The 18637-nt window shown below is 49.6% G+C and carries 9 protein-coding genes; 1 reads left to right on the top strand and 8 read right to left on the bottom strand.

Annotation, left to right across the window (positions count from 1 at the left end; genetic code table 11):
- Positions 1-4: 4 nt before the first annotated feature.
- The 7 genes from G598_RS0100720 to G598_RS0100690 form a co-directional block, all read right to left on the bottom strand.
- A complete protein-coding gene (locus G598_RS0100720; protein ID WP_026765314.1) occupies positions 5-508 on the bottom strand; it encodes a hypothetical protein in 504 nt (167 codons plus the stop codon).
- 216 nt (positions 509-724) lie between these two features.
- On the bottom strand, positions 725-2137 hold the full coding sequence (locus G598_RS0100715) for a class I SAM-dependent DNA methyltransferase (protein WP_026765313.1): 1413 nt from the start codon (positions 2135-2137) through the stop codon (positions 725-727).
- Positions 2134-5412 (bottom strand): type I restriction-modification system endonuclease, encoded by a 3279-nt coding sequence (gene hsdR, locus G598_RS0100710; RefSeq protein WP_026765312.1) that lies wholly within the window; start codon positions 5410-5412, stop codon positions 2134-2136. The genes G598_RS0100715 and hsdR overlap by 4 nt, the downstream gene beginning before the upstream one ends.
- 107 nt (positions 5413-5519) lie before the next feature.
- A complete protein-coding gene (locus G598_RS0100705; RefSeq protein WP_026765311.1) occupies positions 5520-6923 on the bottom strand; it encodes a glycoside hydrolase family 1 protein in 1404 nt (467 codons plus the stop codon).
- A 16-nt stretch (positions 6924-6939) separates the two neighbouring features.
- Positions 6940-8850: a beta-glucoside-specific PTS transporter subunit IIABC gene (locus G598_RS0100700; protein WP_026765310.1), complete on the bottom strand. Its 1911-nt coding sequence runs from the start codon at positions 8848-8850 to the stop codon at positions 6940-6942.
- 240 nt (positions 8851-9090) lie between these two features.
- A complete protein-coding gene (locus G598_RS0100695; protein ID WP_026765309.1) occupies positions 9091-10716 on the bottom strand; it encodes a ShlB/FhaC/HecB family hemolysin secretion/activation protein in 1626 nt (541 codons plus the stop codon).
- Positions 10717-10834: 118 nt separating this feature from the next.
- Positions 10835-15415 (bottom strand): beta strand repeat-containing protein, encoded by a 4581-nt coding sequence (locus G598_RS0100690; protein WP_245582719.1) that lies wholly within the window; start codon positions 15413-15415, stop codon positions 10835-10837.
- A gap of 263 nt (positions 15416-15678) precedes the next feature.
- Between G598_RS0100690 and G598_RS16580 the strand changes: the two genes are divergently transcribed.
- A complete protein-coding gene (locus G598_RS16580; RefSeq protein ID WP_037362711.1) occupies positions 15679-17166 on the top strand; it encodes a helix-turn-helix transcriptional regulator in 1488 nt (495 codons plus the stop codon).
- Positions 17167-17263: 97 nt separating this feature from the next.
- Here the strand turns inward: G598_RS16580 and G598_RS0100680 are convergent, their stop codons facing one another.
- On the bottom strand, positions 17264-18625 hold the full coding sequence (locus tag G598_RS0100680; protein WP_026765307.1) for a prolyl oligopeptidase family serine peptidase: 1362 nt from the start codon (positions 18623-18625) through the stop codon (positions 17264-17266).
- Positions 18626-18637 lie beyond the last annotated feature (12 nt).

Below are 18637 nucleotides of genomic sequence, written 5' to 3'. Positions count from 1 at the left end.
CCTTTCAATCTGTCTCTTGCAGCAATTCATGATAAATTCCATATATATTTTGTCGAAAGAACGCTTTTCCCTTCGCACGCAAATAACTTTTCTCATAAGCTAGTATTCGTGATACCTTACGATTTAACTCTACGATAAGATTTTTATTCTTGATAACTACCGGCTGATTATGTGCTATGTATTCGCGTTCAATATATTTTTCCGTAACTGGAAGTACATCACTGATAAAGAAAATCGACTTCTTATCCGTATTGCCTACATGATAAAAACAAGAACGTAATTCTGACTTAGGACTATTCATAAATTTTTCTAATCGCTCAATCTGTTTTGGCGTTCGATGGCTAAAATCTCCCATAGGTATAGCCCAATATATCCTACAATCTTCCAAAGATGGTACCAGAGCAATCACAGGGCGCTTTTTTCTATCCTGACAAATTCCGCCAACTTTCTTTATCACACTATAAAAATCCTGTTTCAAAAAATAAATTCCATTCCTTATAACAGCCACACAATCAACTCCTAAGCAAAATAAAAGAGGGAAGCCGCAGCCTCCCCCTCTCAGCCAATGTATCTTGGGGCACATTGGGAAACCCATTTGATTCAAAGCCGATGTGCTTTGGGGTACACCGGGAAACCCTTTTGTATCAATCCATGTATCTTGGGGCACATGGAGAAGCCCTTTTGTTGCTTATATTGTACCATGGAACACTATCAAAATCAATATTTACACTTCCAGCTGTTTCAGTTCCTTAGCCACCGCCCGCAGCATATCCACAGCTTCTTCCAAGGTATCGGCGGCGTTTTCGGCAGCTTCCAGCGGGTCGGGCAGGTCTTCGTAGTCTACGATGCTGTCATCCTTAATCAGCCCAAGGTCAAGGCTGTCCCCACGGGCTTCGATTTCTGCACGGCTCACCACACTCCAACGCTCGTCCTCAACCTTGGTTCTGTCCTCGGCTTCATAGGCTTTCATAAAACCATCAAAGTGTTCCTGTTTCAGCGGATTGGTTTTGCCAAAGGACGGCATATTGGTGCGCAGGTCGTAGAACCACACTTCCTTGGTATTGTCCTTGTCGGTTGTTCCTCTGGTAAAAAACAGCACATTGGTCTTAACCCCCTGCGCATAGAAAATGCCTGTGGGCAGGCGCAGAATGGTATGCAAATTGCATTTATCCATGAGATTGGCGCGGATTTTTGCGCCATCCCCATCGGCAAAGAGCACGTTATCCGGCAGAACTACCGCCGCCCGCGCCTTGCCATTCTTTTTGAGACTCTTATAGATGTGTTGGAGGAAATTGAGCTGTTTGTTGCTGGTGATGACATCCAAATCATCGCGGGTCGCGCGTTCGCCGCCTTTTTTCGTGCCAAATGGCGGATTGGCGAGTACCACATCATAGTCATCCAGATATTTCCCCAAGGGTGAGAGCGTATCGCCCAAGGTAATCTTGCCCTCGATTTCATGGAGCATGGCATTCATCAGCGCCAGCCGGTGTGTGTCATGCACCAGTTCACAACCTGTGAAAGCTTTTTCGTATTCAAACTGCGCCTGGTCGCTATCCAAGTCCATAAAGTTGTTCGTATGCTTGTAAACGTACTGGAAGGCGGAAATCATAAAGCCGAAAGTACCGCAGGCGGGGTCATTGCATTTCTCGCCGGCCTGTGGTTTCACGAGTTTCGTCATCACATCAATCAACGGGCGCGGCGTGAAATACTGTCCGGCACCGGATTTTTTTTCTTCGGCGTTTTTCTGCAGCAAACCTTCATACAGATTGCCTAACCCTTCTTCTTTGGCACTGAACCAGTCCAGTTCATCAATGGACGTGATGAGCTTTTTGAGGTTTGCCGGTTCATCAATACTCGTGGATGCACCATTATAGATTTCACGGATGCGCCCCTGACATTCTGTGCCCAGATATTCCAGCAGTTCCTTGTAAAAGTTTTTCAGTTCCATACCGTCCAATACGGCTAAATCATCCCAGCGATAACCTGCGGGAATGGTGTCCTCGGTGCCTGTTTCCTTCGCCATTTTGAGGAACAGAATATAAGTCAGTTCCGTTACATACTGATGATAGGTGATACCATCATCCCGCAGTACATCGCAAAGTTTCCATAATTTGCCTACTATTTCCTGAGTTGTCACGCGCTTTTTCCTCCATCGTCATACATATATTCATTCAGTTCCGCAATAATCGGATTGAGCTGTCCGTCCAACAGTTTGTCTGCCCGTGCAGAGCCGCCCTGCTTGCGCAGGCGAAAGTCCTCGTCAAACGCCGCCCGATTCAGCACTGGCTCGTTAAGCAGATAGTTTTTCATCAATTCTATCCAAGTGTCCTGCATCTTCGTAAAGTTATGATTGGCCCGCAGGCGTTTCACCGCCTGCTCCACCTTTTCCCGATGATTCATCAGCCGGGCGCCAATGGCATAGCGGCGGATAATGCTGATGATATCGGCACCAGCTTCTTCCGCATTGATGGCACTTATCGCCGAATCGAGCTGTGTCGGCGCATAGCCATCCCTATCCAACTGCAACGACAACTCCTTCAAACTTTGGCGGGTGAGTTCCGCCGGTCTGGTACAGATAATGCTGAGTGCCGCCACTTCATTGATATGCTCTTTGATATAGACGGTAAATTCTTCCAGATAATCCTCCGGGCGCCGCCCCTCATTGCCGTACTCCTGCCCGTGATAAGTCACTTCATCTTCGGCATCGGACACCACCTGTGCCATGCCCGGACGGATAACATTTTCCAAAAAGCTGAACGCTTCCTTATCCTTTAGGAGTTTAGCACAAATGGTATTATCCTCCTGTTCCGCTAAATCACGGATATAGGCGGCATAGGACTTCGCCCCGGTCATCGCCTTAAACTGTTCTTCCTGCTCTGCGGTAATCGTCCGCCCCTTGCGCTGGATTTTGGCGAGAATCTGCGCAAGCTGATGCGTCAGCACGGCTTCGCTCTCCGCTTTTTCTCCATCTTGCGGCAGAGTATCAATCAACTGCGTAATGGTTATATTGGGATTTGCCGCTACGGGTTTCATGGTGCAGACCTTTTCCAGACTGGCAAAGGTGCCCACAGGGTCATAAATCTCGAAATGGTCTTTGTTGATGGCAGGACACAGGCGCGTAGCCCGCCCCAGCATCTGTTCAAAGAGGATACGGGATTTCACCCGCCGCATAAAGACCAGACGGCTGATGGCGGGAATATCTATGCCCGTAGTCAGGAGGTCAACGGTCACGATAATGCTCGGATACTGATTGTTGCGGGTGGTGCGGATAACCTCCTGTATTTTCTTCGGATTGCCGTTTTCGATACTGCCCGTTATTTTCATGATGGCATCCTGGTCAATGTCCATTTCGGCATAGATTTGGCGCAGGATGTCCACAATCATATCCGCATGAGCATCGTTTACGGCATAGATAAGCGTCTTGCCGCTTAATTCGTCCGTGGGGTCAATATCTTTGGCAATTTCTGCGAGCACTTTGCGGTTGAAGTCCGGCACGATAATCTGCCGATTGAAATTTTCCACATCAAAGTCCAGCTCATCTTCCAAGGCTTCGCTGTTGGTGATTTCCCCAGTCGCAGGGTCATAAACTGCCACGGTATCGCCCTTGCCGTAATGGATGCCGCTCTCGCTCAGTTTGGTTTTGATGATATGCGGCGCATCATAGTCCACGAGGACCCCATCAATGACCGCTTCACGATAGGTGTACTTGAACACCGGTTCACCGAAAATCTGTGTGGTATGCAGGGCAGGCGTAGCCGTCAGGGCGATTTTCACCGCTTTGAAATACTCGATAACCGCCCGATACTTGCTCTGGAAATCCCGTTGGTCACGATAGGCAATTTCTTCCTCCGCCATCAGCTTGTCCAGCGTATAGCCTCTGTGGGCTTCATCCACGATGATTAAATCATAGTCCGATACAGCCGGTTTGCGTTCATCATCGTTGAACAGAATGCGCTGAATCATGCCCTGTACGGTTGCCACCTGCACCCGCGTTTCCCGGTCGATGAGTTTTTCCTCCAATCCCTTGATGTTGTAAAGCTGATTCAGGGACATGAGTTCTTCCAGCTTCACATCCTTGAATACATCATGCGCCTGCGTTCCCAGTGAAGTGCGGTCAACGAGAAACAAAATGCGCTGAAAACGTCGCGTCTTTAAGAAACGATAAATCATCCCCAGCACGGTACGCGTCTTGCCGGTACCTGTTGCCATTGCCAACAGGATAGCCTGCTGACCACTCAGAACAGCTTGTTCTGCCGCCTGAATCGCGGCTATCTGATAAGCACGCAGATTCAACCCATCCGGGTCCTGTAATACGGCATAGGACAGGTCTTTGAGTTTTTTCTTCCCTGCTTCTACATTGCGATTTAACAATTCCGTAAGCCCCAAAGGACTGAACCAGCCGCGCAGTGGTTCCGGGCGATTGGTCTTTTGCCGCAAATCCAGAAACCAAATACCGGATTTTGTGCGAAGCTGCTCCAAGTATGGCTTGCCATTGGTCGCAAAGGTGAAGGGCACCTGATATTCCCCCCACCTGTCCATAACGTACTCCTGATGTTCAGCCTTGATGAACTTCGGATACGTCTTGCACTGGCCATCAATAACTGCAGCTACATCTTTATGTTCCGCCTTGGCTTCGATAATTGCCACTAATTTTAAGTCAATGAACAGGGCATAGTCGGCAAAGCCGCCCTTGCCGTCCGCAGAATCCGTAGGCCATTCGGCAATGGCGATACATCTGCCTTTCTGCGGTCTTGTGCCCTTGCTGTAACGCAGGCGCTCGGTATCGGCTTCCCAGCCTACCTGCCGTAGCTGTTCATCTATCAGGACACGGGTTTCCGCTTCGGATTTATAACGCTTACCCGCAGCTTTCTGCGCGTATTTCTGCCGGTCGGCTTTCTTTACCTTGGGGGCTTTGGCCGCCTTTTCCGCCGCCTGCTGCATGAGCAGCTTTTCCAATTTTTCTTCATCAGCGATTTCTTTTTTGACCGGTTCCGCTTGCGGGGCAGGCATCACAAAAGGGCGATTCTGATAATTATAATCGCCATAAGTCTGCATAAACCATTCGGAAAGACTATAGGTAATGCCCAAATAATTTTTGGCCTCAGCTACGGATTCATATCCTTCATGACCTGCCTGATTGCGTACTTTTCGCAGGGCATGAAACAGTGATGCCATATCATCATCCAATAGTTCTTCCCGCCGCAATTTGTTGATACGATTTACAGCCTTGTCCTCTGCAGGCAGGGCTATGCCATCATAATCAAACATCAGTTTAATCATGTTTTCCCCCATCATGCCCAATTTGAACAAGCAGGAATTGGAATCGCTGTACACATACTTTTCGGCCAGCCGTCCTAAATGAGCCAGTAATGGAAATTTTTCAGATAAAAAATCAAAATTGGAATATGCCATCACACTTGCCCCTTCCGTATTTCTCTATGATTATTTTAACACATAAAAAGGAGCTATGTGAAGTTGGATTGTTTTCCACTCACATAGCTCCTGTTTTGCGTTTTACGTTATTTCAGCTTTTCCCCATTGCTGGCAATGATGTCCTTGTACCAATAGAAGGACTTTTTGCGATAGCGTTCGAGCGTGCCCGTGCCATCATCATTGCGGTCTACATAGATGAAACCGTAGCGCTTGGCCAGTTCTGCCGTTGATGCGCTGACGAGGTCAATGCAGCCCCAGGTGGTATAGCCCATCACGGGCACGCCATCTTCAAGGGCTTCTTCGACCTGTTTCAGATGGTCGTTAAGGTAGGCAATGCGGTAATCATCATTGACCGTCTTGCCGCCCTGGCCGTCGTCCACCAATACATCCTTAGCGCCTAAGCCGTTCTCCACGATAAAGAGCGGTTTCTGCCAGCGGTTGTAGAAGCGGTTGAGCACATAGCGAATGCCCTGCGGGTCAATCTGCCAGCCCCATTCGGATTCTTTGAGATAAGGATTCTTCACGCCCTGAATGATATTGCCGCTGCCTTCTTCCTTCTTGTCAGCCGACTCACAAATGCTGACATAGTAGCTGAAGGACACGAAATCGACCGTATGTTCCTTCAGGAGTGCCAATTCTTCCGGCGTGGTCTTGATTTCAATGCCGTTTTCACGGAAATAGCGTTTCATATAGCCGGGATAAACGCCGCGCACATGCATATCGCCGAAGAAGTCGTTAAGGTTATTGGCCTGCATAGTGGCAATGACATCATCCGGATTCGGCGTCAGCGGATAGGTCGGCATGGAGAGCACCATGCAGCCAATTTTGGCGTCCGGGTCAATCTCATGGCCGATTTTCGTGGCGAGTGCCGATGCCACGAGTTCATGGTGGCAGGCCTGATAGAGGTCAGACTTGCTGAGCTCGGAGAGCGGGGTCATAATGCCGCCGCTCATGAGTGGTGCGTGCAGCACCGAGTTGATTTCATTGAAGGTCAGCCAGTATTTGACCTTGCCCTTGTAGCGTTTAAAGAGCACCCGCACATAGTTTTCATAGAAGCCGATGAGGTCATGGTTGACCCAGCCGTTGTATTTTTGGGCCAGATTGAGCGGCGTTTCATAGTGGGAAATCGTCACCAGCGGTTCAATGCCGTATTTGTGGCATTCGTCGAACAAATCGTCATAGAACTGCAGCCCCTTTTCATTCGGTTCTGCATCATCGCCGTTGGGGAATATGCGGCTCCAGGCAATGGAGGTGCGGAACACCTTAAAACCCATTTCCGCAAAGAGCTTGATATCCTCTTTATAGCGATGATAGAAATCAATCGCTACAAGTTTCATATTGTCTTCAGTCGGCTCTGCTGTCGGCGCACCTTTGAGTCCCTTGGGCATGATATCCTGAATATCCAACCCCTTGCCGTCCTCGTTGTACGCGCCTTCACACTGATTGGCGGCTACTGCGCCGCCCCATAAAAATTCCTTAGGAAATGCCATTTTTTCTACCCTCTTCTTATGCGATAACCGTCAATAAGTTTGCTTCTTCTGCTACGTCTTTTTCATCCGTTACGACCATATCCATATACTGGGCATGGTTGGTGACAATCACCGGTGTAATGGTATTGTAACCGGCTGCGGCGATTTTGTCCTTGTCGAATTCAATCAAAGTCGTGCCAGCCTGTACATGGTCGCCCTGCTTTACCTTGGTGGTAAAGTATTTGCCTTCCAGCTTCACCGTATCCATGCCGATATGGATTAAGATTTCTGCGCCCTTATCCGTAACCAGACCGATAGCATGGCCGGTCGGGAACAGCGTCATCACCGTACAGTCTGCCGGAGCGACTACCTTGCCGTCACTGGGTTCAATGGCAATGCCCTTGCCCAGTACGCCCATGGCAAAAGCTTCATCAGGAACTTCTTCTAATGCTACGATTTTACCAGCCAGCGGTGCCTTGATGATTTCCCGCTCAGCAGTACCGTCTGCTTTTTCCGCTACTACCGTCAGTTTTTCTGCAGGCGCAGCGTCTTTGTACAGAACCGCCGTAACCGCCAGACCAAAGACAAAGGAAACAGCCGAAGCAATCATGCCGCCGTACATACCGGCAAGTTCACCCGTTTTCGGGTCAATGAAGGTCGGATAACCGAAGATGCCCAAACCGCCGAACATATAGAGATTAACGGACAGCATAGCCATCAGGGCACCGCCGATAGCACCACCAATGCAGGAAATGATGAAGTATTTTTTCCGCGGCAGGGTGATACCGTAAATGCAGGGTTCCGTTACACCGAAGATACCGGAGATAAAGGCCGGCAAGGAAATGCTCTTGAGTTTCTTGTCCTGGGTGCGCAGGAAGATACCGAGAACAACACCAATCTGCGCAAAGGAGCAGCCAAAATAGGTAACGACCAGCGGGTCATAGCCATATACCGTGATATTGTTGATCATAATGGGAATCAGGCCCCAGTGCAGGCCGAACATGACGAATACCTGCCAAAAAGCACCGATAAAGAGACCTGCCACAACCGGGCTGACGTTGTAAATCGCCATCGCAGCTGCACCGACCAGCTGACCAGCCCAGGTTGCCACCGGCCCAATCACCATAAAGGTCAGCGGAACGACAATGAGCAGCGTGAAAAACGGCGTCAAAAAGCCTTTGAGCATCGTGGGCATAGCCTTGGCAATCTGCCGTTCCACCTTCGAGCCGAACCATACCGCTACGACGATGGGAATAACGCTGGAGGCGTAATTCATCAGGATAACCGGCAGACCGAGCAGCTCCATATGAATGGCCGACTGGAAAATCGTGCCTTCAAAGAGCGTGTACAGGGTGTCGCCCTTCATGATGGCCGACACCGTAGGATAAACGAGCGCCGCACCAATCGCCATACCCGTGAATTCATTCATCTTGAACTTGCGGGCGGCGGTGAGTCCTAAGAAAATCGGCAGGAAATAGAAGAACATATCCCCTAAGATATTGAGCATCTGCGCGGTGCCACTGTCCTTGGCTACCAGGCCTGTAGCCATAAAGAGCGCCGTAAAGCCCTTAATCATACCCGTGGCCACCAGCACGCTCAGTACCGGCTGGAACACGCCGGAAATCAGGTCGATAAACCGATCGAGCGGACTGAGGTTTTTGTCCTCTTCCTCCTCACCTGCTTTGGGCGCATTGCCGGATATATTGCTGACCTCCAGCACCGTGTCATAAACATCGGCCACTTCATTGCCGATAACCACCTGATACTGGCCGCCGCTTTGGATGACCGTCACCACGCCCTCGCGTGCCTTCAGATAGTCGGTATCGGCCTTGGCTTCGTCCTTCAACTTGAACCGCAGCCGCGTGATGCAATGGGCAAGGCTGATGACGTTTTCCTCGCCGCCCACATGCCGGACAATGTCCTTTGCCAGCTCTTCATACTTCTTCATCTTAAATCCCTCCAAAATTAAATAACTTTGAAGGTTTGGCCAACTGAATGTAACCATCCTAAACATACAAAAAAAGCGTGGATTAACCAAGAGGCATACTTCGCCTGCAAGGTTTGGCCGCTTCTGCGTAACCATCCCGCTTCGTACAAGATAAATAATAACAAATCAATACAGAATTGTCAAGAAAAATATGGGGACTAAAAAAGCCACCGGAGACCGGCGGCTTTTTATATGAAATTATTACCAAATTTTCCCCAGAATAAACCATGTTCTGTCCTTAGCTTTGGCTGCATCGGACAGATTAGCATCCCCGCCGATACGTCTTGCATAGTCAAGGCGGGCAAACCAGCTGTTCGGCTTGCTGTAGCTTACGCCGATCCCCCAGCCCATAAGAGATGTCGTGCCAGTGCCACTCTTTTGCAAACGTACTTCACCACCATCCAAATAGCAGCTCAGCGTCAACCCTCGCACAGGTGTATGATACCGCAGTTCTGCAGTTCCTAAAATTCCTTGATCACCGGAGGCTTCGCCCTGTGGATACGCTCTGACTCCCTGAGCGCCACCCAAATAGAATCGCTCGGAACTATCAAGATTTTTGCTGGCCATTTGCCCCTGACCCTTGAACAAAATATCTACACTATGCCCCAATGCCTGCACAGCGGTGATATTGGCATTACCCTTGGTGAACTTTCCGGAAAAATGACTGATATTGTCTAATTGTTCGGCATTAACCGAATCCGTGCCCAATGTTCCATGCGTAAGTGTGAGATCGTAGAACAATGCTGAATTTTGCTGCCGTGCCGAGCCACTAAGTCCCACATGCAACGCATGTGAATGGCGTTCACTGTTCCATGAAGGATTGGTTATCTCATCCTCCAACTTCCGATAATCATAACCATAAGTTACGGCCAATGACCTTCTGGCAGTTTGAAAAAGGGGCGTTTTTCCATAGAGACTCACGGTATTCGCCTTGCCCTTCATCCCCAAATTCGCCAGGTAACTTCCCAATTCATAGTTCATGTGACTGATGCTCAAGCCCAGCGTGGAACCACTGTGCCCCACATTCATTTCATAAGCTGCATAATAATTGCGCAAATCGCCATTGGAGATAAGCGTCCCCACTCTGAGCATATCCCCCTGACGAGTAAGATTGTTGAATGTCTCCTGAAATCCGTAACGATAACGGCCGGAATATTTGCTGCCATAATTTTCTGCGTAAAGCAGGGTTTGGTTTTGCTTATCATCCCGTACCGTTATGGTAAGATCACTGGTTCCCTGAGTGCTCCCCGGAGAGAGAACTCCCGCTGCTTTCACTCCCGGCAAGTTGTTCAGATTATAAAGCGCAGTTTCCATAGAACGGGAAGTGATAATATCGCCGGAACGCAGGCCTTTGGTGAGGCGCTGTACTACCTTGCCATCAAGTTTGGCCTGATTGTCGATGTTTACCTTGTCAATACGTCCCGGCAGGATTGCCACTTTCAAGGTTGAACGGGTTATTTCCTGCTGAGGTACATATACCAAAGCCGTTGGATAACCATGCGCACGGACGTAGCGAGTCATTTCTTCGGTCATGGCGTTCAGTTTTGCCATATCGGTAACTTGCTTGACATAAGGCGTAGCAAAAGTTAACAATTTGCTTTCACTGACGGAAATACCACCTTTGTCCATGAGTTCAACCTTGTGCAGGTAAAATTCAGCACCACTGACCGCGTCCTTCTTAGCAGTTTCCTCGCTGCCTATTGCAGGATCTTCTTTGGCAGCAGGCAAATTTACGCCCGGTTCCTCTAAGGCGGTTGCTGCATTACATTCCATAGGTACCAATAACAAAAGTGCTGTAAGTGCTGCTTTTGATAGTTGTTTGTTCATTGAAAAAATCTCCTTTGAATAGCTATTATTTTCGGTATATTCTCCCCGTGAACCGAGGAGAATATACCTGAAAATTAACCATTATGCTTATTCGCCTTCAATATTGTCCGTAGAATTTTCATTTGTTTTTTTCGCTGTCGGCATTATCTTTGACTTCTGTGGTGCCCGTTTCTTCCGTTACAGTCATCACCGAAGTGTTTTCACCACTTGTAACGCTTGTTGCAGCTGCCTGTGGCGAAGCAGGGGTACTGCTTTCCTTCGCAGCAACAACGGCAGCATCCTGACCGACATTGACCGGATTATTCCGATAAATACTTCTGTCAGCCATTACACCGGCAATCTCTTTCGGCTCCGTGGGAATGATGGTAGGTTCTTCCGGAGTAGGTCCTTCAGGGATATCCGGGTTGACCTTTATGGTCAATGCTATAGCATTGCCTGAGGCCTGCGTAACCTCATAGTTACCGGCAATAGAGCTGTCCAATGCACCGATTATGGGGTACTGCCCGGAACGGCTGGACGAGTCAGCTGTCGTACTCCAGGTGGGTGCCGGTTCACCGGCTACCATATTCGAAGCACTACCTGTTAATTCAGGAATTGCCTCGCCGCGAATAATCTCTGTTGCCTCTGCCGTCAAAATAACAGGCCGCAAAGTGATTGTACCCGTTCCTGTAGTGGTACCGGACAGACTATAATTTGCCGCATCCGTACCGCTAAGATTCAGGGTGTAATTGACCGTACGGCTGCCGGCATTTTTGCTGTCATAGCTGCCACTGGCCGTTACGCTGACGCTGTCACCATCTACCACACCGGTTAAAGTCGGTGTAGGTACAGCTGCATTTGTGGTTCCGTCATAGACCTTGGAAATTGCCTCTACATTTGCAGTCAACACCTTTTGATGGATTGTTCCTTCTCCTGTAGCCGTGCCGGACAGACTATAATTTGCCGCATCCGTGCCGCTAAGATTCAATGTATAATTGACCGTACGGCTGCCGGCATTTTTGCTGTCATAGCTGCCACTGGCCGTTACGCTGACGCTGTCACCATCTACCACACCGGTTAAAGTCGGTGTAGGTGCAGCTGCATTTGTGGTGCCGTCATAGACCTTGGAAATTGCCTCTACATTTGCAGTCAACGCCTTTTGCTGGATTGTTCCTTCTCCTGTAGCCGTGCCGGACAGACTATAATTTGCCGCATCCGTGCCGCTAAGATTCAATGTATAATTTACCGTACGGCTGCCGACGTTTTTGCTGTCATAGCTGCCACTGGCCGTTACACTGACATTGTCACCATCTATCACACCACTTAAAGTCGGCGTAGGTGCAGCCGCATTTGTGTTGCCGTCATAGACCTTGGAAATCGCCTCTACATTTGCGGTCAACGCCTTTTGCTGGATTGTTCCTTCTCCTACAGCCGTGCTGGACAGACTATAATTTGCCGCATCCGTGCCGCCAAGACTCAGGGTGTAATTGACCGTACGGCTGCCGGCGTTTTTGCTGTCATAGCTGCCACTGGCCGTTACGCTGACGCTGTCACCATCTACCACACCGGTTAAAGTCGGTGTAGGTGCAGTTGCATTTGTGGTGCCGTCATAGACCTTGGAAATTGCCTCTACATTTGCAGTCAACGCCTTTTGATGGATTGTTCCTTCTCCTGTAGCCGTGCCGGACAGACTATAATTTGCCGCATCCGTGCCGCTAAGATTCAGGGTGTAATTGACCGTACGGCTGCCGACATTTTTGCTGTCATAGCTGCCGCTGGCCGTTACACTGACGTTGTCACCATCTACCACACCGGTTAAAGTCGGTGTAGGTGCAGCTGCATTTGTGGTGCCGTCATAGACCTTGGAAATCGCCTCTAAGCTGGCGTTCAGCGTTTTTTGCGTAATGGTTCCCGTTCCCTTAACAGCATTATTGGTCAGACTGTAGTTCGCGGCCTTGTCCCCGGCCAAAGTAAGCCCCGTATAGGTCACTATTTTGCCCGTTCCTGCATTTTTACTGTCATAAGCGGCACTGGCTGCGCTGACACTGACACTGCCACTGTCACTGCTGATAAGCCCCGTTAACGTAGGATTGGCACTGGAAGCTGTTGCAGTACCGTCATACTCCTTGGTGGGATTGGCAAAGGATACGCTTACATTCTTCGGCGTGATGGTAAAATTAATGTCATCATAATCCACGCCATCCTGCCCCGACCAGGTAAGTGCGGACAAACTGTTTGGCGAATTATCGTTATAGCCGATGACAGCCGTTCCGGCATTTGTCTGACTGCCAAAGGCAGTGCTGCCTAAAGAGCCTGTAGTGTCACCGTAGATGCCCAAGGCATTCAGGTCACTGTAATTTACGCTCTGTGCCGTGCCGTTATATTCCTTGGTCACCGTGACATTAGCCGCCACGGATTTTGGTTTCAGGAAAGTACGCAGCATGGGCGGGGTATGAAGGTTAAAGATACGCCAGACGGTGCTTTCGCCGCCGTTATTACCGATATCCCAGCCCAAAGCGGTATACGTGGCAAGGGCATGGGGATTGGGTTTGGAATCACTATCTGCCTTATAAGCATCCAATGCACTTGCATAGTCCAAATTGCCGGAGGTATTGACCGTGATATACTCACTGCCTGCAAGAGAATCATTACCATCCCTAGTAATACGGTCCCCATAAGCCCCCATACCTGCAGAAGAATACCAATAGGAGTTGTTGATGCTGGTCTTGCCATCTTCGCCATCCACATAGCCTATGATACCGCCACTGCCTTTGATGCCGCCGCTGATGGTAACCGGTGACGTTGCGCCCCCCGCCAGTTTGCCTGCATAGGCATTCTTAATGGTGAATGCTTCTTCGCCGCTGCCATCACTCCCCTTGCTGTAGCCGATTAAGCCGCCGGCATAAGCACCGATAGCCCGGTTTCCTTTAGTACCGTTGACAGCTGTCGCTTGAGCTTTGACATTGCCGGCATTATAAACCTCTGAAATGGCCAAGGCCGTGTCACTATCGTTCTGATAATAGCCAAACAGGCCCCCGGCAAAGGCATAGCTTTCGCTATTGGGATTATAGGCGATAACATCACCAGTGTTATAGGATTTTTCGATGGTATAATTGTCTTTTCCCCTTGTCTGATTTACATATCCTGCCAGGCCGCCAACATATGTCACACTACCCGTAATATTTTCTGCGGCACTACTGTCTATCGTGCCTGTATTATAGCTATTGACGATGGAAAGACCTCCTGCCGAAGTACCAACCAGACCGCCCATATGCAATGCATCACTTGTAGAAGCATTGGTGGTATCGTAGGAGATACTGCCCGTATTATAGGAATTCTTAATGGTCAATTTTCCTGTATCGTAGATACTACTTCCCGCATGCGAGCCAACTAAGCCGCCCACGTCACTTGAACCGGTCACGGTGCCATCAAAGGAAGAATCCATTATGGTCAGCCCGCCACCTTGATTAAAGGCGACAAGTCCGCCAATGGTGCGTCCATTTGTGACATTGGCACTACTATGGACATTACGCAGGAGAACATTTCCCTTGGTCTCGTAGGCCAAGCTGCCCGCATGACGCCAGCCGGCTGAAACATCTTCCTGATACGCCTTGAATGAAGTGCTGCTGGCGATATTCAGATTTTCCATTGTGGCATCTTTCAGAGTAATGAACAATCCCGCAGGACTGCCGCCAGAAACTGCCTCATAAGACAAATTCTTGATGGTGTAGCCAAGGCCGTCAAGATGCGGTGTGCGTGCATCAAAGGATGTTATCGGCGTATATGTATAGTTTGTACCGTCAATATCATTAGCCAGCATGAAATTGCTGGAGCCCCAGCTGACCTGATTGAGATTTTCCCACTCATAGATGTTATGGATCAAGGCGTAGGGCGTAGCCGTTATGGCTGTACCATCCAAGGTCGTTGCTGCATAATTAAACGTGGGATGGTTATTCTCCTGACTCGTTCCCCAATAATACATGCCGTTGGCATCAACACCATTTTTTTTCATTGTAGATGTGGCGGCATAATTTCCATCATAGTCATAATCCATATTAATATTGTTATCGTATCTGTATTTAGTGATATTATACCCCACATGGATATTACCGCTTCCTGTGGCTTTCAGGGTAACGGCATCGCTATTTAATACCTCACCTGCGCTATTTTGGATATTTTCGTAATTCTGAATGGAGATATGATCCCCCTCCAGCACAATCTGATTGGCAGCAATGGTGCCCCTATTGATAATATCTCCCCCGACCTCACTGACAGTAGTCAACAAAGGATTGGTACCACTAGCGGCAAAAGCTGATGTATTCACATCTTCAATACTACGAGTAGATGCATAAAATGCCCCCACATCCACTTTGGCATTGGCACCAAAAAGAATGCCGTTGGGATTGATCAGGTAAACACTACCCCCGCCGGTAAGCTGTCCTAAGATACTGGACGCTTCCGTTCCGGTGACGAGATTCAGATAGTTTTGCGCATCAAAAGCCACTTTTTCGCTTTCGCCAATGGAGAAAGTCTTCCAGTTCAGCACATTATTCGCAGCCGAACTGCCGATATTCATGGTACTGCCTTCACTGGCAATGGTCACACCGGCAGGTGCCGCACCATCAATCTGCGGCAAAGCATAGGCACTGTGAAAGAAGCCCACTACGCCCAGCATCATAGCCAGGGCCACTTGTTGTCTTAGTTTTTTGGGTGATTTCATCTCGCTCACATTCCTTTCTCCCCTTGCGGGGCAAACCCTCCTTGGGAATAATGTTACAATCACTTTCATTTATTCTAACCATTCAAAAACCTTTTGTCTGCTGACGGGTCTACAGGATTTTACAAAAAATTTTCTAAAATTTATATTTGCCAAAAAAATAGCGCACTAATCCTTACCTGCAGGGTCTACAGGTTCCTTAATGCACCTTGTCATGTAAATCTGGCTTTGCTATACTAAACCATATACGATAGGAGATGATGCACATGCCTGCTTGGCTGCCCCCGTTGCTTTATTATGCGGCTTCCATGCTCTACATATATATGACTTATGCCCTGTCCCAGTCGCAGACACCGCCGCTATGGTTCGGCACTGATGCGGCGGAACGCAGTGTGCGGCTGTGGCTCTACACCAATTCTCTGGTCGCCGGTGGCTTTTTACTCTTTGCTGTCCACCGCGGGGGAGTCGGTGTTTTTTCCTGGGCGCGTAAGCACCTCTTACTTGTGACTACTGCCGGTGTTCTGGCCATTTTTAGCAGTATGGGAACAACTGCTTCGCTGCCCGCCCTCGGCCTGCTCATGCTGACAGCAGGTTATTTTGCCGGCGGCGCCCATTATGTCAGTGCCATGACCATCCCCGCCCCTTTCCGTGGAAGGTTTCTGGGCGGTGCCATCACGCTGACCGTTTTGATTCAGTATCTGCTCTCATCCGGCGGCAAGGACGTATCAGGGTATCTGCTCATGCTGGTGCTGCTTTGTCTGTCTTTTCTTGCCTTCCGCTCATTTACAGCGCTTGATGCCCGCCTGCAAACTGCCGCAAATGACCAGTCCCCTATGAACGAGCGCAATGTTCCACCTTCGCCACGTTTTATCGCCATGCTGATCGTCATGGTTTCCTGCCTGGCAGCACTGCACGGCTGCGGTGACATCATGGCACTGAAACACTATGCGCAGTTTGACGAATCCCTTTTTCATGATACGGCGCGTCTGTTTTTTCCCGCAGGCATCATAGCTGCGGGCTGTGTAGCAGATTATGCCCAGCGGAAATATCTTCTCAGTGTTACAGCCCTTGCCCTGCTGCTCCGCATAATCAGCCTGCTTACGACAAACACGCAGGATATGTTTTTCCTCGCCCAAAGCACCGAATACTTTATTGATTCCTTTTGCATCATGAGCTATACGCTCTACTTTATGGATATTGCGCCACTATCGGACAAGCCATCTTTATGGGCGGGCATGGGACGCACGCTTGCGCTGCCCATTTCGGCGTTATCGGCCAATGTCTTTGCCCTGATTCTCGATAATTTTTCCTTACCCGGCTTTATGGCGGCCTATGTGCTGATACTGGCGCTCTTAAATCTCTTTTTCTACCATGCCGCCTTCCGTGAGTGGCTGGAAATTCCCACCTATGAACGAAATGCCGCCGAAGTCCCCGCCCCTGTCATACCTGTAGAACCTACAGGTGCCCCCATTCCGGCGGCTGCCCTCCCGCTGCCGGAGACAATCACCGCCAGCGGTGACAGCCTTTCTGCAGTCACCCATGACCTTGCCTATTACCAGCAGAAATTTGACTTCACCCGACGTGAACTGGATGTACTCACGGGAATTCTGGAAGCAAAAACCGCCATCACCATTGCCGAGGAACTGGGCATCAAGGAACGCACAGTCCGTTTCCACATCTCCAATATTCTCAAGAAAACTGGTCTTACCCACAGTGCAGAACTGAAACTGTTCCTGCCGCTGTGCAAAAAGTAAACGTCAAAAGGGGCGTGAATCAACACGCCCCCATAACAAAGGCGGACCGCCGACTATTTCCAGTCAGCGGTCCGCCTTTTATGGTAAAAACAAGGCTTTATTTACGTTTCTGCTCTGCCATCCACTGGAAGAGTTTTACACTCTTGCCGTTAATCGTGTCTTCGCACTGGTCATTGTAGACATAAATCCAGGACCAATGCCCCATATATTCATAGGGCGTGCCATCGGCTTTTTTATACTTGCCGCTGGTGTCGATAACATTGTCAAAGTAGCTGAAATGCACATCAGCACCGGCTTTTTTGAGCCGTTCCACGGTCGGTACGGCATAGTCCTTCGGCGGCAACACCGTATCGGTCTTGGCCGCCGTGAACCATATCGGCGTTTTGGCAATGTTGGCCAAATCCTGCTTGCTGATCAGGCTGTCCTTGAGGCCTTCGCAGGTCGGGAAAGCCGCAGCAAAGAAGCCCGGATTATCCCGCACCAGCAGCATGGTCATATAGCCGCCGTTGGAGTCGCCGCCCACATAGATGCGGTTTTCATCCACGCCCGGATGTTCTGCCACATAGGCTTTGATGAATTCCATCAATGTCTTGGAATAGATGCTCGTACCATCGGCAAAGCCGTTATAGCCATGCATCCAATAGGTACGCGCCTGCGGCGCCAGCACATAAGCTCCGTCAAAGTATTTTTGGATGGACGCATCGGCAAACTGCGTGGCCTTGTTGCCCATGATTGGCAGAGACGGCGAGTTGCCGCCCTCGCCCATGCCATGCAACCAGATGATCAGCGGCTTTTTGTTCTGTGCGCTTGCCTGTTCCGGCTCGAAGCTTGCATAGGGGTAGGAATCGTGAATGCCAATCAGTTTGTGATTGTACTTGAACTTATCGGCCTGCGGGCGGATATCCCCCTGATTATTGTCTACCACCAGACGATTGCCATCGGTAATGGTGTAATGGGGTTTAACCCAGTTGTTGAACAGCGTGTGCAAATCAAAGTTCAGTGCCGCTCCCAATGTATCCGTAGGGCTTACCGCCATTTCCAGCGTCACGTATTCGCCGCTGTCCACGGGATTGCCCTGCGCATCCGATACATAAGCTTTCGTTACCTGCCGGTCACCTTCGATATCCTTGTTGGAAGTCGATTCTGCCCCCAGGGAAATAAAGGCATCTTTCTTTTCCCGCATGGCTTCGGCAGGCGAGATTGCCCCTTCCGCCAATTCACGGCGCACATGCACCTTGAACATGCCGGTATTGAGTTCGCTGCTCTTTACCGTACTGCCCAAGTTGACAATGACCTTGGACACGGACGGGCCCCAGTCAAAGGTTTCCGTTACGGTTTTATAGGACGGCTGCTGCGTGGGCACAGCGGCGGAGGCGATATCGCCTGCCGTCATAAAGCCTGCCAGCATTACGCCGCAAAGACCTAAACGAACTGCTCGTTTTAATTTTTTGCTGATCATGTTCAGTCACTC

Origin of the sequence: Selenomonas ruminantium subsp. ruminantium ATCC 12561, from assembly GCF_000424065.1 — a bacterium.
Classification (GTDB): domain Bacteria; phylum Bacillota; class Negativicutes; order Selenomonadales; family Selenomonadaceae; genus Selenomonas_A; species Selenomonas_A ruminantium.
Note: the sequence above shows the minus strand (reverse complement) of the source record. Positions and strands in the feature narration are given on the sequence as shown.